Consider the following 19,315-nt stretch of genomic DNA (forward strand, 5'->3'; position numbering starts at 1 on the left):
TTGTGAATACGCCAAACAACAGCTTTCTAATTTTCACCCGAGATCAACTGGCACGACAAGCTATAGAATCGCTTCTCGCACAACGCCTGCATCTATCTTTTGAAATCGAATCTGGCAAACTCAGCAGCGAACGCATCCGAAAGAGTCGATTCACGCACATCCTGCTCGACCAGGCCGATATCTCGCTGAGCGATGTCAGCTTTATCCGCAAAAATCAAAAAGATGCGGAAATCATACTCATAACTCCCAACTCGGAGCATTCAGAACTTCATCACTTCTCGCACTTCGGGGTTGATGGATTTCTCAAGAAACCGGTGGCAGACGAAGAGTTCATCTCTGCAGTCAGCCGGGTTAAAGAGTCGCAGGGTAACCCCGACATCTGGTGGTTTAATGCCGACGACAGAACATTAATCAAGGAAGATATAACCATCCCATTGACCGGCACCGAATCGTTAATGCTCACCCAACTGGTCATCAGTGATCGACGGGTACTCAGCAAGAACGATCTTATTCTACGTATCGATAAAGACCCGGAGAATTACAGCGGCCTTGAAATGTGCTTGAGCCGACTGCAGAAAAAATTCAAGACTGCCGCCAACGGGGAACGCCTGATTCGCTCGGTCAGAAACCGTGGTTATTGCCTGGCACAAAGGATCAGAATCGCATACTGATTGAAATCGCAAAAACAATAACAACAAATGCGATTTCCCGCTCAACCCGATACCGCTTGACTGCCTAACCACCTCACCTCGTACTTCCCGCCGCCTGCCCCTCGCACATATTTCTCTCCATAGTTCCTGCCGGATCCCTCCCCATGGCGGGCAAGCGCTTATCGGAATGCTGCAATTTTATAGACGATTTAGTGATGCCCTCCTAATAAAAGAGCACGACCTTTTATAACATGAGCCCTGGAAGTGGTGTCCGTTATAATTCGTCAGACACCCACAAAGATTAAGGTACTAGTATAAAAACCGGACACTGAGACAACCGTATCAGCTGACTTGAAAACAACATTCGGATGGCCAGCCATAGCCCGCGTTATTCCCTTCCAATAATAAAAATAATCTCTGACCGAACTGCGCTCGCTCAGCCTTTGCGCGTGGCTGCCATTTATTAACCGTCGACTGATAAACAACGTGGCGCACGCCCGAGGGACACCGCGATGGTACATAATCGTATTAATCGAAACAGCATATCCAAAGGACTGACCTTCTGGGGGCAATGGATAATTGCCATCACTTCGGTCAATGCGTTGTTATTTGCTCTGGCGTTGTACCAGACAGGAGAAATCGAAGCTCATTATCGTGTGCTTGCCGTGCTGACTTTCCTGGGCTCGGTCCCTTCTTACTCCCTGCTGCTGGTCTATCACAAGCAGCATGGATACCTCTCCGGCCTGGGTCGACTGCTGCTGGGGTGGCTGCTGACACTGACCGGCCTGACCAGCATCGGCTTTCTCAGCAAGACCAGCGAATTGTTCTCCCGGGAAATCATCATGGTCTGGGCTGTGGCAGGTTATTGCGTGCAGGCCTTGCTGTACCTGCCTCTGCATAGTTTTTCCAGACACTACCACCGGCAATTGCACAGCCAAAATAACACCCTGATCATCGGCACCGACCAACTGGCGGTGAATCTGGCGGACAAACTGGCCAAAACCGAGTATCCGCCGCTGGTCGGCCTGATTAGCTCAAAACCCAACGAGCTGTCGACCAACGTCAATACCCACCGGATCGTGGGCCAACTGCAGGAACTGCGCGAGCTGATCCGGGTGCACGATGTCCGGCGGTTGTACATCGCGCTGCCTTTGAGCGAAGCCAAACAGGTCGAAGCGCTGTACATCGACCTTCTCGACTCGAATGTGGATGTGGTCTGGGTTCCCGACCTGGGCAGCATGACGTTGCTCAATCATTCCGTCAGCGAGCTGGATGGCCTGCCCGCCATCCACCTCAATGAAAGCCCGCTGACCAGTTACCCGACAGCGGCACTCAGCAAGACCCTGCTGGACAGAGGTCTCGCCGCCCTGGCGCTGATCGCCTTCAGTCCACTGCTGCTGGTGATTGCCGTCGCAGTGAAGATCTCCTCCCCGGGGCCGATCATTTTCAAACAGGAACGGCACGGCTGGAACGGCAAGATCATCAAGGTCTGGAAATTCCGCTCCATGCGCCTGCACGACGACCATCAAGTCCGCCAGGCCGGCCGTGAAGATCCACGCATTACCCCGGTTGGCCGTTTCATTCGACGCACGTCCATCGACGAACTGCCGCAGTTCTTCAACGTACTGCAAGGCCATATGGCGCTGGTCGGACCGCGGCCGCATGCGATTGCCCATAACGACTACTACACCGGCAAGATCCAGGCCTACATGGCCCGTCATCGAATCAAACCGGGCATCACCGGGCTGGCCCAGATCAGTGGCTGCCGTGGCGAAACCGAGACCCTCGACAAGATGCAAAAGCGCGTGGAGATCGACCTCAACTACATCAACAACTGGTCGTTGTGGCTCGACATCAAGATCCTGATCAAGACGCCCTTTACGCTCTTTTCCAAGGACATCTATTAATCGCTGCGATTCCCCCCCGCCTGTTCTTCAGCTTGTGGCTAACAGAGCCGCAGTCCGGGCAGTCAGATCTCTGACTGCCCGAGCCTCTCTCCCCCGCCTCACCCCATTCGCCCTCTGTTTTGTAGCAGCTGCCAACGGCTGCGTTCGCCCGTAGCAGCTGTCGAGCCTGCGAGGCTGCGTTCGGCTGCGCAGCAGTCGTGAATCCGGCTGACGTGGTTTGCCTGATGCACCGCAAGTTCTGGTTTGACGACTGCTGCGCAGCCGAACGCAGCCTCGCAGGCTCGGCAGCTGCTACAGATTGCATTACGGAACATATGCCGGATGGAGTGGCAAAAGAGGTGTTGCTGGAGAGGGGATGTAGCGAGGGTCAACGGTTACAAAATGCCGAGGGCCTAACGCCTTTTCAACGTACCCAGTACCTTGAAATCAATAACCCCATCAACACGCCGATACTATTTGCCAGCATGTCGTCGGGCGAGGCCGTGCGCAGCGGCATCAAACCATGCGCAAGCTCAATGAGTACACCGGTGAGCAAACACCCCAAGGCTGTCCAGACAAACTTCACATTGGGGAAAGCCAGACGGCAACTGCACGCAAACACCAGAAAGCGTATCCAGTGCTGAGTTCGACTGCGCAGCAGTCGTCCAGCCAGAACTTGCGGTGCATTAGGTAGATTGCGTCAGCCGGATTCACGACTGCTGCGCAGCCGAACGCAGCCTCGCAGGCTCGGCAGCTGCTACATGCATTACGGAACATATGCCGGATGGAGTGGCAAGAGAGGTGTTGCTGGAGGGGGATATAGCGAGGATCAACGGTTACAACATGCCGACGAACTGCCAGGTGCCTAAAGCCTTTTCAGCGTACCCAGTACCTTGAAATCAATAACCCCATCAACACGCCGATACTATTTGCCAGCATGTCGTAGGGCGAAGCCGTGCGCAGCGGCATCAAACCTTGCGCGAGCTCAATGAGTACGCCGATGAGCAAACACCCCAAGGCTGTCCAGACAAACTTCACATTGGGGAAAGCCAGACGGCAACTGCATGCAAACACCAGAAAGCCGATCCAGTGATGGATCTTGTCCTCTTCGGCAAACAACTCCGGGATCGGCTTAGCGCGCAATCCCGCGAACAGCAGAATCGCCGTCACCATGGCAAAGGCCAGGCACCGGAGCCAGAATGGCAACTCGATCAAGCCTTTGAGCCACGTGATCATTCGGTAATTTTCTCGAAGTTGTTGTAGAACAAGCTGCTGTCACGCCCGTCGGTCATGGTCTGTAATGAGTAGGCACGGTTCAGGCGTGCACCACCATCGCGAGTCAGTGGCGCCCAAATGATATTGGCGCGACGCATGGTCGAGGTACTCAACAGCTCGTCGAACGGGATGGAAATGTAGATGCCTTTGTCAAAGCTGCCCTCGCCATATTCCGCCTTCGACGCAGTGGTCAGGGTGACCCAGCCGCCAAACTTCACGCCGTTCTTGAACTCCCGCGACAAGTCGACAGTGGTGCCCCAGTCCCGTGCCAGGTAACGCCCGACGCTGACCGCTGCCAGCATGTCATTGGGCAATTCAGTATAGCTGGTGACATGACCCGTTATGGTCTGGTAATCGCGCAGGCCAAAGCCCTGATCAAAATCCCGCTGGCGCACAAAATTCAGATCGGCGCCCAATGACCAGCGTTTCCCCGTGGGTCGATACAGCACTTCGCTGCCGACCCCGGCATACATGGATTCCAGATAGCCGCCATAGACCATGCCATACCAGTCCCGATCCAGCTGCGCCGCGTGGTTGAACTGAAACGTCGGCATCGTCACATCGGAGGTGGTCAGGTATTGACGCAAATCGGTGCGCACTCGCGGCAACCCGCTCGGTGCGTCGTAGGTGAACTTGTCGTAGTTGTTCAGCAGGTTGGCGCTGAGCAGGCCGCTCCACCAGGTGTTGCGGGTGAAACGGTACTCCGCGTCGGCATCGGCGGTGAACTGATAGAGCAAGCCGTCGGGGCCGCCGATGTTCTGTTTGTAGCCCAGGCCCAAACCATAGCTGAACGGCTCCAGCGCCTGGGTATAGAGCGTGGTTTCCCGGTGTGCAGTCGCCGGATTGACCTCGGTCGTACGGTGTAGATCCTTCAGCGGCTGGTCGTTGTTCACCACCGCGCGGAATGTTTCCCGCGGCACGCTGGTTTCTTCGATAGACATGTCATAACGCTGATTCACCAAGGTGAACCAATCGATGTCCTGATTGACGCTGTTATCGAGAATCCGGCTGGCCCGCCCGACGGCCTTGGCCGAATAAAAATAGCGAGATTGCTCGCCATACACCATCAACTCCGAACCGCGTTGGGTAATGCGTTTGACCTTATAGCCAGCATTTTGCTGTAACCGATTGGAGACATCGGCCCAGTTGACCTGGTCGGCCGGAGTCGACGGTGCCTGCGCCGGCAGCGGCTCGGCGGGAGGGTCATAGGTCTTCACCGGTGCCTTGCGGCTGACAAAGTTGGTGTGCAGGGTGATGCCGAACATCGCCGTATTGCCACGCTCCCAACCGGCGCTCAGGTCGACGCTGTCGGCCAGCTTGTAGACCACGCCGACGTTGATCGGCAGGTCTTGCTTGAGCGGGTTGTCCAGTGGCTCGTTCTTGTAATCGTTGCCCTCGTACTCGATCTTCAGACTCAGTGGCTTCCAGGGCGTTTGATAGGCAATCCCGCCAAACAACGAAGGGTGGCCCCTGAAGTACGCGTTGGTGTTCACGTCCCCTGCCCTGGCCACAGCCGCCGTGCTCTGCGGCCGGTCGTTGAATTGGCTGCCCAATACCGACAGCGGGTTACTGAAATCCCCACGATTACCCAGATAACCCCAGGCAATGCCAAGGCTGAAATCCAGGTCGCCATAACGCTTGTTGGCGACGAAATACTCGCTGGAAAACAGCCCGGTACCGCCAATATCCCGGGCGCCGATAGCGACCTGGGGCGCCCAGTGAGTTTCTTCCCAAAGCCGCGCCTTCAAGTCGATGGCCTTGTCTTTAAAGCTCTGGTCGCCGCTCAATTGCTCTGTGCCGTACTTACGGTTGGTGATCGCGGTGTAACGAAACGACCCTTCCAGCCAATCGAGTGGCTGCAAGGAAAAACTGTAGCGCGAATAAGGGTCGGTACGACTGGCCGTGACGCTCAACTCCCCCGCCGGGGCCATGCGCGCGGTGGGGGTCTGTAACAGACCGACGCCACCAAAATCACTCTGGGTGTAGCGCGGTTCACCGTGAGCCAATCCGCAGGGCAGGAGCAGTGCAGCAGCAAAACGTAACTTCAACGGGCACTTCAAGGGGCCACCTCAGCCAGCGGTTGAGTGGCGAGAAACTCGGCCAGTTGTTGATTGAGCTCAGGGGTCGGCGTCTCGAGATCGTCGCTCCTGATCGGCACCAGGATCTTGCTGCCGGGCGCCACAACGACGCCGTCCTCACGATTCCACGCCGCCACGCCCAGGCGCCGCACCTGGCCGTCAGGCTGGATCAGCCACATATAGTCGCCCTCGGCGTCGCCAAGAATGGCGCAGTCACGGGCATAGGCACGCACTTCCTGCAGGGCCCGGTAAGGCACCTGACAAGGCTGCGCGACCGCCCCGAAAACCTCCACGGTGGACGGCCGCTGGGGGTAAATCAGATGGTCGCCATCATCCAGCAACGCGTTGCGGGCGAACCCCGTTTCCACAGCGATCGGATCGAGCACCGCGACCTGACGTCCGGTGACCGGCAGTTGCGCGACCTGCTCATATAGGCGCGCGCTCAACTCTGCTCGCGTGCCTTTGCCATCGAGCAAGGCCCCCCGTTGCAGCAGTTTCAGATCGAACAGGACACCCGCCTTCAAGCGCGTCTGCTTGTCCACTAATGAACGGTGCAGCCACGCCGCGCCCAGCCAGTAACTTTCGGCATTGGGTTGGGCGTTACGAATGACATCCAGCAAGCGCGCACCGGGCTTGATTTCGAATTGACCAGGGCTGCGCACGTCACCGCTGACCGTGACGGCCGCCTGGCCCACGCCCGGGCCGATCAACAGCAGACCAAGCAAGAAAAGGTTTGAACACTTCACCGGGCAGCTCCCCGATCACGGCGCACCTGCACGATTTTCAGAAACAGTTGCGGCGTCAGATGCTGCTCGCTGCGCAGGATGAAACCGTCCTGGGGGTCGACCCAGTAGCGGTTGGTGGCGCGGAAATTCAGGGTGGGTGCATCCACCTGCTCGTCAATGCGCAGCAAGGCGTAATCCTTGTCCAGAATGCTGATGGTCTCGATGCCATGGGGACTGAAACGGCTGTTGACCGCGATACCGATGCGGTTGCCGTTATAGATGTCGATCCAGCGCGTGCTGGTATAGCCGTCGGGCAAATGCTGAAGGCCGCGTTTGAAGGGCGACTCTTCATTGAAGCGAGTGCCATCCAGGGAAACGCCCAGCCCGACAGTGCGCACCACCAGGCCGTCGCGCATCAGCAGCACTTGCTTGCCGGAAGCGACCCAGAACTGCAGGTCGCCCCGCCGACGAGCCATGGCCATCACGCCCTCACTGGAGGGGGTGGTGACCATGATCTGCGGATATGGCACAGCGTCGACCTGAGCACGGGTCAAATTGATAGAGGCAGGCCCAGCGACAGATGTTTCAAGGGTGTCCCAGGAGGCCTTCATCAACGGGTTACACCCGCACAGCAAGAGCGCCATCGTCAGACTGGCGCAGGTAGGCAAAGTTTTCACGGCGGGATTGAGCCTTATCTGCTGTTGGCTTCGCTGAGATCGTTAAGTGAGCTGGCACCGGTCCCCAGGACAGTGGCCGTAGGCAGAAGCTGGCTGATCAGACGGTTCCAGCGCGTCACGCCGGCCGGGCCGACATAGACGATGTCTTGCGGTTGCAAGTCGAAACGGGTGGCCAGTACCAGGGCCGAAGGGGATTCTGCGTCGAGCTGGAACACCTTGGCCGGTTCGGTTTCCAGGTGGTCGGCGCCGCGAATCACGTACACCGCATTGCCGTTGGAGGTGGTCTGGTTCAAGCCCCCCACTGTGCCCAGCGCATCGGTCAGGTTGATCGACTTGCCTTTGAAGCTCAGTGCGCGAGGCAAATTGACCTCACCCATGACATAGATCCGCTTTTGGTCGTTATAGGGCAGGTACAGCCGGTCGCCGCCCTTGAGGTAAACGCCTTGCAACTGTGAGTCCTGGCGATTGAGGGTGTCCAGATCGAGCTTGTATTCGCGCCCGTCCCGGGTCAGCGTCAGGCCTGACAGGTCTGCGTTCGAGGGGTCCACACCGGCCGCGCCAACGGCCTCCACCACGCTCAACGGTGTGGTAGTGATTGGCTGTTGGCCAGCCTTGAGCACCGCACCGGAAATCACCACGGTCTGGCTGGCGAAGCGCAATACGCTGACGTCGACCTGGGGGCTTTCGACAAATTGCGACAAGCGCTCGGCAATAAAGGCCCGCAACTCTTCGATGGTTTTACCGGCCGCCGGGATATTACCGATGTAGGGATAAAACAACGTGCCGTCCGGACGCACCAGACGCCCGTTGGCATCGAGTTGCTGTTGCGGTCCCGAAGGCGCCGTCAACTCGGGGTGATCCCAGACCGTGATAAATAACAGGTCGTTGGCACCCACGCGATAACCGCCTGGAACGTAGGACAACAACGCTGGGGGAACGGATTCGCGAACTTGCGTGGCGGCATCCATGGCAATCAATTTAGGCGTGATGGGAATAAGCTCCACCCGGCTACTTTCCGGAGAGCCGTCACTGACCATTTGACTGGTGTCCATGTGTTGACCAGGCGAAAACATACAGCCGTGCAAGCTGATACTTGCCAGCATAACAACAGATAATCTACGGATCATAATGGCACTACGCTAGTCGAGGGCAAATCTAAAACAAGATCACCCAGAAAGTTCTGAGTGATCTTGGACAACATACTTCGTAGGGTATTAGTTGGTGCCGGTAGTACCGGTAGTACCAGTGGACCCCGTCGTTCCGCCATTGGAACTGCCACCGGAGTTTGAAGCAGCCGCCGCAGCGCCGACAATGGCCGCGCCGACCACCACGGTTTCTGCGACCGTCACTCCCCCAACCAGCGGGGTACTCAAGGACAATGGCTCGCTCACTGCTTCGCTAGCCGATTCGCTAGCCGTTTCGCTCGCCGCTTTGCTCAGCGGCTCATCCGCCGCCAACGCTGCAGTGCTCATGACAGCCAGCAAGCCGGCCGTAAGTAGTTTCTTCATATCAGACTCCTTCTCGACATCAACTCTGCATTAGATTTGAGACTAAGGGACCGGGAATGGAACAGCAGGTGAATGAACTGACACCCGTCAATTGAACGAGACAGTTCATGCACATTGCCTCCTTTGGAGAATGTCATTTATAGAGAGTGCATGCCATACGCCAAACCTCGTCACATCATGGACAAAAGCGCTTGCACCGGTCAGGACTTATTGACGGGAAAAGGTGATTTTCCAAGAAGTTTGCTACATGACAAGGTATTTTCGGCACAAACTCCCGAGCAAAAATCACTCACCCTTCGCGCCCATTGTTATTATTAGTCAGGATTTTCCCGGCATCTTGTCCCGCAAGGTTCTATTGTGACTGAACATTCAACGCTAAATAACATCAGGTCATAAATAGTTAATGTTAACTATAGACCATTATTAGCCCGTCATTCCCCGTTCAACACCGCGCGCAAGCGGGGGTTGCGCAAATCTTTTTCCGAGAGTTGAGGCGATTCAATGGGCCAGGTAATGCCCAGCTCCGGATCATTCCAGAGCAGCCCACCCTCATCCTCGGGGAAATACAGATCGGTGCATTTGTATTGAAAATCGGCGGTATCGCTGAGCACGCAGAAGCCGTGGGCATAACCCGGCGGCACCCATAGCTGCAGATGGTTGTCGGCGGTCAACTTGACCCCTACATGTTCACCGCAAGTGGCCGATTCGGGATTGATGTCCACCACCACGTCGTACACCGCACCTTGGGTAACCCGCACCAACTTGCCCTGGGGCCGGGTCCGCTGGAAGTGCAAACCGCGCAATACGCCATACTGCGAGCGTGAGTGATTGTCCTGGACGAAAGGCAACTCGATGCCAGCGTCGCGATAACGCTGTTCGTGATAACTCTCGAGAAAGAACCCACGGGCATCGCCAAACACCTTGGGCTCGATAATCAGTACGCCGGGCAACCGGGTGTTGATGACATTCATTTCGAAGGCTCCGTCGTCAGTACGCGCGCCAGGTATTGTCCGTAACCGGTTTTGTGTAACGCAGTGGCTTGTTTATCCAGTTCCGCAGCCGACAACCAGCCCTGGTGATAGGCCACTTCCTCAAGGCAGGCCACCTTCAAGCCCTGCCGCGCTTCGATGGTCTGGACGAAATGCCCGGCCTCCATCAACGAATCATGGGTCCCGGTGTCCAGCCAGGCAAAACCACGCCCCAGCACACTGACGTGCAGATCCCCGCGTTGTAGATAAGCATTGTTCACGTCGGTGATTTCAAGCTCACCGCGTACCGAAGGCTTGACTTGCTTGGCGATGCTCACCACGTCTTTGTCGTAGAAATACAAACCGGTGACAGCATGGTCGGACTTCGGATGTGCAGGTTTCTCTTCGATCGAGATCGCCTTGCCGCTCTCGTCGAACTCGACAACGCCAAAACGATCCGGGTCGCTGACTCGATATCCAAAAACAGTGGCACCGGTCTGTCGTTGTGACGCTTCGCGCAACAAGGCGCTGAAGCCATAACCGTAGAAAATGTTGTCGCCCAGAATCAGCGCCACATTGCTGTCGCCGATGAACTCCTCGCCGATCAGAAAGGCTTGCGCCAGGCCATCAGGAGAAGGCTGTTCTGCATAACTGAGTTCAATGCCGAAAGAAGAACCATCACCCAGCAAGTTCTGGAAGTTGGGCAAGTCCTGGGGCGTGGAAATAATCAATATCTCGCGAATGCCCGCCAGCATTAATACCGACAGCGGATAATAAATCATCGGCTTGTCGTAGACCGGCAGCAGCTGTTTGGACACACCACGGGTAATGGGATGCAAGCGGGTGCCGGAGCCTCCCGCCAGAATGATACCTTTCATAGGGGATTCCCTTCGAAGTTAAATAGAGGCAGGTTTTGAATGTTTCAGCCGGTATGGCCAAGACGCACCGGCCGGTACTGACCGTTAAGGACCCGTTGCCACCAACCTTGATGCTCCAGATACCACTGGACCGTTTTGCGTATACCGCTCTCAAAGGTTTCCTGTGGCCGCCAACCGAGTTCACGCTCGATCTTGCCTGCATCGATGGCGTACCGAAGATCATGCCCGGGCCGATCCTTGACGAAGGTAATCAGCTCGCGATAACGCTCGACGCCCGTAGGCTTGTTGGGAGCCAACTCTTCAAGCAGATCGCACAGGGTTTCCACGACCTCAAGATTGGTTTTCTCGTTATGGCCACCGATGTTGTAAGTTTCACCGACCTTGCCCCGGCGCACGACCTCACATAACGCGCGCGCATGGTCCTCTACAAATAACCAATCGCGAATCTGCAAGCCGTCACCATAGACCGGCAGAGGCCGGCCGTGGATGGCATTCAGAATCACATGGGGAATCAACTTTTCGGGGAAGTGATAAGGGCCGTAGTTGTTCGAGCAATTGGTCACCAACACCGGCAGGCCATAAGTACGTTGCCAGGCCCGAACCAAATGGTCCGAACTGGCCTTGGACGCCGAATAAGGTGAACTGGGCGCATAAGGCGTGGTTTCACTGAACAGACTATCGGTCCCTTCCAGATCGCCATATACCTCATCGGTGGAGATATGGTGAAAGCGAAAAGCCTGTTTGACCTGCTCCGACAGTCCGCCCCAATAACGTCGGGTCGCTTCGAGCAACGTATAGGTGCCAACAATATTGGTCTGGATAAAGTCTGCGGGGCCGTCGATGGAACGGTCGACATGGGACTCCGCGGCCAGGTGCATCACCGCATCCGGTTGAAATGCCGCGAATACCTGATCCAGCGCCTGAGCGTCACAAATATCGACGTTAAAAAAGTGATAACGCGGTGACTCGGCGACGTCGGTCAACGACTCCAGATTGCCGGCGTACGTTAACTTATCGAGGTTCGCAACTTCGAATCTAGTATTTTCAATCAGGTGCCTGACGACGGCAGAACCAATAAAACCGGCTCCACCCGTCAGCAGAATACGCATCGTCATCGTCATCTCCCTACCGGCTGATCGGGATACCAGTCAGCCAATAATTCTTCATACTGAAGCAGGATTTGATTCCACGTAAATCGCTGATGAAAGCGTGTGCGACTGGCCGCCTCCATCTGCTGTTGTGTTGAATCATCCGCCAAAAGTTGAGCAAACAAAGCAGAACAAGAGGCTTCATCCTTGAAGTACGCGGCGCCACTTTCCGCTACCCAGCGATTAAATGGGTTGTCATGGGCAATGACTGCACAACCTGCGCCGAGCGCCTCGACCAACGATGGATTGGTTCCACCGACACGATGCCCGTGCAGGTAAAACCGGCAGTAAAAGCGCAGCGCCTGCACGACTGCAGCCTCATAGATCGCCCCGGGAAAGATGACCTCTGCACTGGCCGCTTCCATAACCTGTTTATGGTATGGATTATCATTCGGTTGAAAGTTACCCAGAACGACAAGTGTGTGGTTGCGCAAAGTGGAACTGAACGCGCGCACCATCTCCAGAAACGAGTTTTCGGGTTCGGGTCGGGCAATAATCACCGAAAACCGACCCGGCTCCAGGGCATAAGTTGCCAGCAACGTTGCATCAGCGCCGGTGACCTCATCTCCGCCATAAGGAATCATCGTGATTCTGGATGCGGAAACCCGTGTCGCGAGGTGCTCTTTGATCTTGGGGTGATCGGCGACCAAGTGATTGCCCATCCAGCAACCGGCCCGCTCATTGAGCCAGAACCAAGTCTTGGCAATGGTTCCCCATTTGTCACGCCGCCACTCAATACCATCCATATTAATGATATTGGTCTGGCCTTTAAGTCTTTGCAGCAAACTGAATACAGCAGTGTTGTAACCCAAGGTCAGGAACAACCCCTGTTGCGATGCCGCATGACGCGTGGCTTTCCAGTCAAAAACAACCGTCCCCAGCGCACCCGCCTGGGTCACCGGAATATGAATCCTGTTGACACCGTTCCAAGTGCTATACGTGAACTCCCCGCGGCCTTCTTCCTGGCAATAGACATACACCTGCCAGCCGTGCGCCGTTAAATACAGCGATAGCTTTTCCGCAAAAGTTTCAAAACCACCGTGTTGAGCCGGGACACCTCTAATGCCAAGGATATAAAGTTTTTTAGGTGTCATGCTGCATCTCGTTGAATAATGTTGTGAACTTGCTTTCAAATACTTCCAGGCTAAAGTCCCGAGTACGGGATAACGCATTATCAGACAGCATCTTGTACTTCTTCGGATCCAACGAGATCCTGCACAATGCACTGTAAAGCGCCTCGATGTCGTACGAAGAGATTAAATAACCTTCGATATCACTGCGTACCAATTCGGTGGGGCCACCGACGGGAGGAACGATCACAGGCAAACCGTGGGACATCCCCTCAAGAATGGTCAAACCGAATGTTTCTATCCAGCCATCAGGTCGAGAAAGATTCAGCAGCAAGTCGGATCGAGAATAAAAACCCGACAGGTCTGTTTGACGAGGATAAATCGCTACATTTCCCGGAATGTCGATGCTGGAGAAGAAATCATCAATCTCATTCAGGCTGGCATTGAGCACCAAGGTGAAATTCAAGTGCTTGTCATCCTTGCTGCGCCGCGCCAGCGCCAGGAATTCCATAACGCCCTTGTAGGCCTTCAAGGAGCAGATCATCAACGAAGTGAAACCGGCCTCTTCCTTGACTCGATACTGCTTCTCGACCTCGCTATCCAGCGCATTATGAATAATCACTTGGGGGAGTTTGGTAAACCCCTCCACCTGCATCAGATAGTTTGAGACGAAGACAACCTTGGTACTGGTCTTCTCAATAACTAGCCTGAGAAACCGCTTCAGGATATTCGGTTTTATCGATGTTTCATGCACATGATAATAGACCGGAATTCTCAACAACTTCCCCGCCAGTGCCGCACCAAAGGGCATCATGGTATTGACATAAAACACCACATCCTGCCGCCTGTATTTCAGGCACTGAATAAACAACAACCCTTGCGAGACCAGATAGTAGCCAAGGGTCAGCAACTTATTTTCTGATCTCTTATAAAAAAGCCTGCTCTGCACATCGGCCACGCCGGCCAGGAAGCCGTCGCCATGAGCACTGGTGATCACCTCGGTGGCAATATTGTTATTCGCCGCCGCCTTGACCACTTGAGACAAGACTTTTGGGCTCCCACTTCTGTCGTTGAACAGATGAATGAACACCAACTTCTTTGAGTGCATGTTTAAGTTCTTTTAATAAGTGAGCGACTGAGTGTGGTGAACCGCTCGGTGAGCGCCAGACACACCCAAAAAATGGCGATCGAATGCGCTGGAATAGTCTGACTCGAGAAGGTCGTGGCCTGGAAAAACGCAACCACCCACGCCAGAATTATCGCTACTTTCGGAAGACGCAAAAAGGTGTTCGAGCTAACCAAAAGAAGTAAAGCCAATATTATTGAACACCACGGTGATGCCAACAATGACTGCCAGCACATGCGTATATTGATACTTGAGGGACTCAAGCTAGCGCCAGGCTGGCTCATCATGAAAATTCGATTGGCTTCGTTACTACATTACTGGCAAGCGCCCCATCAAGATAATTCCAGGTTACCTGCCTCAGCGCCTCCAATTGTTGATGACTGTGCGTAAAATTGATGGGTTTTACGACAACCGAGTTGACATCACTTAAGCTGCTCACCAGACGATCGGCCAAACCGACTTTATCCAGGAGCCCCTTGATTCTGTTCAATCCACTTTCCGGCAATGCGGTAACAAATGGAATACCAAAATTCAAGGCAAAGGCGGTGCCATGGAACGAATTAGTGATCACAAAGGAGGCATTGGCGAATAGCGAAACATAATCAACCGGACTGGCATCCATTATGTGCCGATCGCTTTTGTAGCCCAGGAATGGGTCTTGATCGATCGCCACAACTCGGAACCCTAAAACGCTCTTTATTCTGTTGATGGTCTCCCGGACCAGTGTATCTTTCTTCAGGGTATAAACGAGAATGTATTTATCATCGTTGCCTGGCGTCTGACTGGAAAGCTGCAGGCTCTGCATCCACTCTTGCTTGTTAAGCATTAAGGTGGGGTCAAGGGTATGATCAATCTTTTGATTACCCAACATACTGCGCAACCTTTGCGCCGTGTCCTCCTCCCGAACGGAAATACTGTCAAAGGTCGACAACGCCTTTCTGACCTTGAGTTCCTCCTCATCGGAATAGCGGTAAGAGCCCGAACTTGAGGAAAACGAAATCTTCTTTTTCGCTCGAGAAAACGCCAGCATATAGTTCAGATCCAGCTCGCCCGTAATCATCGGGTTCCATATCTGGTCGCTACCACACACCACACAATCAAAATCACCGGACAGGATTTGAAGCGCTTGCAAATCCTGGCATGCAGGGGTCAGCTTGTAGTGAGCCCGCATAAAATCTCTAAATTTCGCGATCAACCTCCTGCGAGGAATAATTCGAAAAAAGTCCTTACCGGCTCTCAAAATACTGCGCGGGTTACTGTCAACCCGAATCAGTTTCAACGTACTTTCTAACTCTTTGCTTTTGTAATCGATGATGTTGACATCACCATATTTTGATAGCACATTCTGGCTGGCAAGCGCCTGTAGTGTTCCGCCATAACTGTTGGCATGGTGTATGGTGATCAATGCAATTTTCAAAGTGCTGAATCCTTTGCTACTAAGGGTAAGTACTTACTGACCGAACAGCCTGGTATACACTTCACTGATGGGGCGACGTGACGAAGCACAGACCGTGTTTTGCTCGTTCGGATAACCGATCGCCACTGTCGGTGGTCCTAAGTAATTTAGGCATGGGGCGCAGCACCTGCTATCGGAACTTTATTCTTGAAAACCAACCGTTGGGCGCCATAAAAATATAACGACAACAGCAGTAGGTTACTGACCACAGTCGCAACCGCGGCACCACGCAGATCAAAGCGAGGGATTAAGGCCAGGTTGAGCAATACATTGATGATCGCAACCATCGCCATGTATTTAACTTTCACTTTCATGTGTTCTTGGGTCACCAATGTGGCGCCAGCACTGAAGGCCAGAAAAATAATAGGTGCCGACAACGAAAGAATTTTCAAGATCGACGCAGCGTCTCGATAAGCCTCACCAAACAGCAACGGCACGGCCCAATCCGCACAGACCAGAATCACCAACATGGCCAGCGCTCCAAGCAGCAGCATCAACCAGTTGCCCTTTCGGTATATCTGATAAAACATTTCTCGATCATGGTTCGCCCAACGATGCATCTTGGGTAGCAGGAACCGCTGATAAATCACGCTCGGAAACAAATACACGGCGGTCATGATGGTGAACGCAACGCTGTAGATACCGGCAGCGCTGTTACTTGAGAGATGTTTGAGCAAGATAATGTTGCTTTGAAAATAAATCAGATAAGAGAACGCCGCGACACCGAACGGCCAACTGGCGCCGGCAACGCTTAACATGCTCGGGTTCGCCGACGGAGCTGCGAATTCAGGGGTCACTTCGTGGCCTTTCAGGGCCAACTTCCCACCTGTCATGTGCAGTAACTGGGGGACGGCCAACAAAAAAAACACCACTGCAATGACCGAGAAAAATATCGCGTAGTATTCCGCGGCGATCGGCGTAGCACTCATGACCGTCGTGACGAAGACCATTGAGCAACGAAGGAAGTGCGGAAAAAACTGCCAAAGCGCCAGATGCAAATATTTTTCTTCAAGCTGAAACTTGCTGCTCACCAGTTCTACCGACAGCTGACCGAGTATGTACAGGGACAGGATCAACAGCAGGTTCTGCGTTAACCGGTCATGGCTGGAATAAAGCGCCCACGCCACAATAGAGCAGATGAGAAACAGAGTACTTAAGGCAATGAACTGAAATGACGGCTTCAACCAGCGTTGCGCCGCCCAGCCCTCTTGGCCAAAAGCCTTGAGCCAATACTGCGATATCCCGAAACCCGCCAGGGGCGCGAATAGCGTGATGGTGCTGAGTGCTGACGAAAAAGCACCGAAATCGTTGCTTCCTAACTTTCTCGCCAGGAATACCTGAGTGAGAAAGGCGAATCCGGCTCCCGCCAGGGAACCGATCCATAGGAGCGATATAGCCTTGAACGCTGTGGTTTTATTCATTGACCTGCCATTCGCAATCACGCTACCGCCCCAGGATTTTTCGTCATTTTCCTCAGGACGTGGTGTTTCCATGAAATATCGGCTTGATCATGCCTATTGGCTTTTGATCCGGCGTAGTAATAACGATAAAAACTCAAGAGCAACAACAGCGGCGTCAAAAATCTGAACTTATGACGCCACCTCTACAATCCACATCAGTTTTTGTCGGAGGCGTAGGCATAGTGGTAATAACCATAATCACTGTAGCCATACTTGTTGGAAGCCTTTCTCTCTACGCCATTAAAAATCGCACCTTTAATGGCAACTCCGTTCTGGGTGAACCGGCGCACTGTCAACTCGATTTCTTTCGCCGGGTTCAGGCCATAGCGCGTCACGATCAGATTGGTCCCGGACAGACGCCCGACGATCGCCGCATCTGTCACTGCCAATAGTGGCGGTGTATCGAGAATCACCAGATCGTAAAGCTCACTCACCTGCTCCAATAGCGCACTGAAATTGGCATGCATCAGTAACTCGGAAGGATTGGGCGGAATCTGGCCTCGACTGACAAAATCGAAATTGTCGATTGCGGTCTTGTGGATGGCGGTGGCCACATCACAGCGTCGGGCCAGAACATCGGAGAGCCCATTGTCTGAAGAAACACCTAACACTTTGTGCAAATAGCCTTTGCGCATGTCGACATCGATCAATAATACCCGCAGCCCGGTCTGTGCTATCACCACCGCGAGGTTGACCGAGACAAACGTTTTACCCACCTGAGGGCTGGGCCCGGAAATCATCAGGCGGTTGTTGTCGGCCTCATGCATGGCGAAGTGCAGACTGGTACGCAAACTGCGCAATGCCTCGATTGCCAGATCGGTAGGATGAGTGACGGCCAGCAATGAAGTCCCATTGGAGCGCCCTCGTCCGCGGGAGACTTTATCTTCTTCGGCTTTCTGCAGAATGCTGTAGGGAATCGACGCATAGACCGGCAACCCAAGTTGCTCGATGGCTTCCGGACTCTCCAGCCCGCGGTTCAGTGCCTTGCGTACCAGCACCAGGGCCACTGCCAGGAAGCCGCCAAGAATAGTGGCGATCAATACAATCAGGATTTTTTTCGGCTTGACCGGTTTGAGGAAATTGACGTCCGCGGTGTCGATCAGGCGTACGTTACCGACAGTGCCCGCGCGCATCACATCCAGTTCCTGAGACTTATTCAGCAGCTGGGTGTAAATGGCCGTACCGACCTCTACATCCCGGGTAAGGCTCAGCAATTCTTGTTGGGTAGAGGGAAGGCTCTCCACTTTGGACGCCAAACTTTTCTGCTTGCTGCTCAACTCACCGATCTGGGTCAACAATGCGCGATAGGCAGGATGTTGACGGGTGAACTTGCGGTCCATCTCGGCTTGCTGCAACTTCAACTCGGAAATATTGGTATCGAGCCCGACTATCTGATCAAGAATGGCTTTGGTTTCGAGCGTGATATCCACGGACTTGCTGCGCGTCTGGTACTCATTCAACGCATTTCCGGCTTTTTCCAGATCCTTCTTGACCTCAGGAAGTTGCTCTTTGAGAAACGCCAGGCTCTGCGCAGCCTCTGCTGAAGTGCGCTCTACGTTTTGCCGTACATATATAGCGGCGATTTCATTGAGTATTTTAATCGCCTGGTCCGGATCTGTGCTTTCCAGCGCCAGACCGATCATGCCCGAGTCTTTTCCGCGCTCAACTACATCCAGGGCCTCTTGATAGTCGAGGATACTGGTCAGGCGGGAGTTACGGATAATGCGGAAGCGGGTACCAGGATTGGCGTGCAGTTCCTCTATTTGAAACGTTACGCCATTTTTTTCGAAAAGCTCTCCGGCCCGGCTGGCCGCCAATAGGTTGTCATCTTCATCCACCAACGTGAAATGACCATTTTCACCCGTGGTCAGGGTCAATTTCTTGCCCAGTTGCGAATCGGGGAGATCCAGTTTGAAGATCTTCAGCGACTCCCCTCCCCAGGCGAAACTGTTCAACCCCAACAAGGGTTCGGCTATTTCACCGGGATTATTATTCTGGAATCGACGCGCCAGGAACTCACCGAAAACCGGGAAATACTTCGGCTGTATGACAATATCAAGTTTCAAGTTATCGACAGTTTTACCAATCACGGAGCGGGACTGGATCAACTCGATTTCGGTGGCCGAAGGAGACTCCTTGCCCAGCATGCTGCCGATATCCGAGAAGCCCAATAAGTCGTTCTTCTTCGCTTCGACCTGCAACAGCGCATTCGCCTGAAATACCGGTGTCGCCAGCACTGCGTACGCGGCCCCTGCGACCATGAAGGCGCCGGTAACCGCGGCAATCAGCCATTTATGGTCGATGAGTGTTCCAAACAGGCCGAGAAGATCAATCTCGTCATTGTCGTCGTCCCGCACGTTGACTACCGGTGCTTGCTGCATAAGTCGGATTCTTTGCCTTGATTACGATT

16 protein-coding genes and 1 pseudogene are annotated in these 19,315 nt (G+C 54.1%); 2 read left to right on the forward strand and 15 right to left on the reverse strand.

Annotated features, from left to right (window positions below):
• Positions 1-2 precede the first annotated feature (2 nt).
• On the forward strand, positions 3-671 hold the full coding sequence (locus tag AC07V0_RS20865; protein ID WP_018928261.1) for a winged helix-turn-helix domain-containing protein: 669 nt from the start codon (positions 3-5) through the stop codon (positions 669-671).
• A gap of 491 nt (positions 672-1,162) precedes the next feature.
• Positions 1,163-2,557, forward strand: a complete 1,395-nt coding sequence (locus AC07V0_RS20870) for an undecaprenyl-phosphate glucose phosphotransferase (RefSeq protein WP_018928262.1) — start codon at positions 1,163-1,165, stop codon at positions 2,555-2,557.
• Between the two features lie 403 nt (positions 2,558-2,960).
• Here the strand turns inward: AC07V0_RS20870 and AC07V0_RS20875 are convergent.
• The 15 genes and pseudogenes from AC07V0_RS20875 to AC07V0_RS20945 form a co-directional block, all read right to left on the reverse strand.
• Positions 2,961-3,185 (reverse strand): annotated as a pseudogene (locus tag AC07V0_RS20875) (VanZ family protein); the annotation flags it as partial.
• A 227-nt stretch (positions 3,186-3,412) separates the two neighbouring features.
• Positions 3,413-3,772, reverse strand: a complete 360-nt coding sequence (locus tag AC07V0_RS20880; RefSeq protein ID WP_310398206.1) for a VanZ family protein — start codon at positions 3,770-3,772, stop codon at positions 3,413-3,415.
• Positions 3,769-5,859, reverse strand: a complete 2,091-nt coding sequence (locus AC07V0_RS20885) for a YjbH domain-containing protein (protein WP_495019853.1) — start codon at positions 5,857-5,859, stop codon at positions 3,769-3,771. Before AC07V0_RS20885 ends, AC07V0_RS20880 begins: the two co-directional genes overlap by 4 nt.
• An 8-nt stretch (positions 5,860-5,867) precedes the next feature.
• Positions 5,868-6,635: a capsule biosynthesis GfcC family protein gene (locus tag AC07V0_RS20890; protein WP_495019854.1), complete on the reverse strand. Its 768-nt coding sequence runs from the start codon at positions 6,633-6,635 to the stop codon at positions 5,868-5,870.
• Complete coding sequence (locus AC07V0_RS20895) at positions 6,632-7,291, reverse strand: YjbF family lipoprotein (protein ID WP_086945318.1); 660 nt, start codon at positions 7,289-7,291, stop codon at positions 6,632-6,634. The genes AC07V0_RS20890 and AC07V0_RS20895 overlap by 4 nt, the downstream gene beginning before the upstream one ends.
• A gap of 14 nt (positions 7,292-7,305) precedes the next feature.
• Positions 7,306-8,418, reverse strand: a complete 1,113-nt coding sequence (locus AC07V0_RS20900) for a polysaccharide biosynthesis/export family protein (RefSeq protein WP_173861152.1) — start codon at positions 8,416-8,418, stop codon at positions 7,306-7,308.
• A gap of 87 nt (positions 8,419-8,505) precedes the next feature.
• Positions 8,506-8,799 carry a hypothetical protein gene (locus AC07V0_RS20905; protein ID WP_192351423.1) on the reverse strand — a complete coding sequence of 98 codons (294 nt, stop codon included), beginning with the start codon at positions 8,797-8,799 and terminating at the stop codon, positions 8,506-8,508.
• 431 nt (positions 8,800-9,230) lie between these two features.
• Positions 9,231-9,770, reverse strand: a complete 540-nt coding sequence (gene rfbC / locus AC07V0_RS20910) for a dTDP-4-dehydrorhamnose 3,5-epimerase (protein WP_192351425.1) — start codon at positions 9,768-9,770, stop codon at positions 9,231-9,233.
• Positions 9,767-10,645, reverse strand: a complete 879-nt coding sequence (rfbA, locus tag AC07V0_RS20915; RefSeq protein WP_064616870.1) for a glucose-1-phosphate thymidylyltransferase RfbA — start codon at positions 10,643-10,645, stop codon at positions 9,767-9,769. The genes rfbC and rfbA overlap by 4 nt, the downstream gene beginning before the upstream one ends.
• A gap of 44 nt (positions 10,646-10,689) precedes the next feature.
• Positions 10,690-11,760, reverse strand: coding sequence for a dTDP-glucose 4,6-dehydratase (gene rfbB / locus AC07V0_RS20920; protein ID WP_495019855.1), 1,071 nt, complete (start codon positions 11,758-11,760; stop codon positions 10,690-10,692).
• 2 nt (positions 11,761-11,762) lie between these two features.
• Positions 11,763-12,887, reverse strand: coding sequence for a DUF1972 domain-containing protein (locus AC07V0_RS20925; RefSeq protein ID WP_495019856.1), 1,125 nt, complete (start codon positions 12,885-12,887; stop codon positions 11,763-11,765).
• Positions 12,877-13,971 carry a glycosyltransferase family 4 protein gene (locus tag AC07V0_RS20930; RefSeq protein ID WP_495019857.1) on the reverse strand — a complete coding sequence of 365 codons (1,095 nt, stop codon included), beginning with the start codon at positions 13,969-13,971 and terminating at the stop codon, positions 12,877-12,879. Before AC07V0_RS20930 ends, AC07V0_RS20925 begins: the two co-directional genes overlap by 11 nt.
• A 301-nt stretch (positions 13,972-14,272) precedes the next feature.
• Positions 14,273-15,406: a polysaccharide pyruvyl transferase family protein gene (locus AC07V0_RS20935; RefSeq protein WP_495019858.1), complete on the reverse strand. Its 1,134-nt coding sequence runs from the start codon at positions 15,404-15,406 to the stop codon at positions 14,273-14,275.
• 146 nt (positions 15,407-15,552) lie between these two features.
• A complete protein-coding gene (locus AC07V0_RS20940) occupies positions 15,553-16,938 on the reverse strand; it encodes an oligosaccharide flippase family protein (protein WP_495019859.1) in 1,386 nt (461 codons plus the stop codon).
• Positions 16,939-17,060: 122 nt separating this feature from the next.
• Positions 17,061-19,286, reverse strand: coding sequence for a polysaccharide biosynthesis tyrosine autokinase (locus AC07V0_RS20945; protein WP_495019860.1), 2,226 nt, complete (start codon positions 19,284-19,286; stop codon positions 17,061-17,063).
• Positions 19,287-19,315 lie beyond the last annotated feature (29 nt).

The organism is Pseudomonas sp. GW821-FHT01E10, assembly GCF_059422365.1.

What these genes read in the sequence shown, in the direction of transcription:
- AC07V0_RS20925 (WP_495019856.1), bottom strand. Translation starts at nt 12,887, where the DNA reads ATGACACCTAAAAAACTTTATATCCTTGGCATTAGAGGTGTCCCGGCT.
- rfbB (WP_495019855.1), bottom strand. Translation starts at nt 11,760, where the DNA reads ATGACGATGCGTATTCTGCTGACGGGTGGAGCCGGTTTTATTGGTTCT.
- AC07V0_RS20940 (WP_495019859.1), bottom strand. Translation starts at nt 16,938, where the DNA reads ATGGAAACACCACGTCCTGAGGAAAATGACGAAAAATCCTGGGGCGGT.
- rfbC (WP_192351425.1), bottom strand. Translation starts at nt 9,770, where the DNA reads ATGAATGTCATCAACACCCGGTTGCCCGGCGTACTGATTATCGAGCCC.
- AC07V0_RS20900 (WP_173861152.1), bottom strand. Translation starts at nt 8,418, where the DNA reads ATGATCCGTAGATTATCTGTTGTTATGCTGGCAAGTATCAGCTTGCAC.
- AC07V0_RS20880 (WP_310398206.1), bottom strand. Translation starts at nt 3,772, where the DNA reads ATGATCACGTGGCTCAAAGGCTTGATCGAGTTGCCATTCTGGCTCCGG.
- AC07V0_RS20945 (WP_495019860.1), bottom strand. Translation starts at nt 19,286, where the DNA reads ATGCAGCAAGCACCGGTAGTCAACGTGCGGGACGACGACAATGACGAG.
- AC07V0_RS20905 (WP_192351423.1), bottom strand. Translation starts at nt 8,799, where the DNA reads ATGAAGAAACTACTTACGGCCGGCTTGCTGGCTGTCATGAGCACTGCA.
- rfbA (WP_064616870.1), bottom strand. Translation starts at nt 10,645, where the DNA reads ATGAAAGGTATCATTCTGGCGGGAGGCTCCGGCACCCGCTTGCATCCC.
- AC07V0_RS20870 (WP_018928262.1), top strand. Translation starts at nt 1,163, where the DNA reads ATGGTACATAATCGTATTAATCGAAACAGCATATCCAAAGGACTGACC.
- AC07V0_RS20930 (WP_495019857.1), bottom strand. Translation starts at nt 13,971, where the DNA reads ATGCACTCAAAGAAGTTGGTGTTCATTCATCTGTTCAACGACAGAAGT.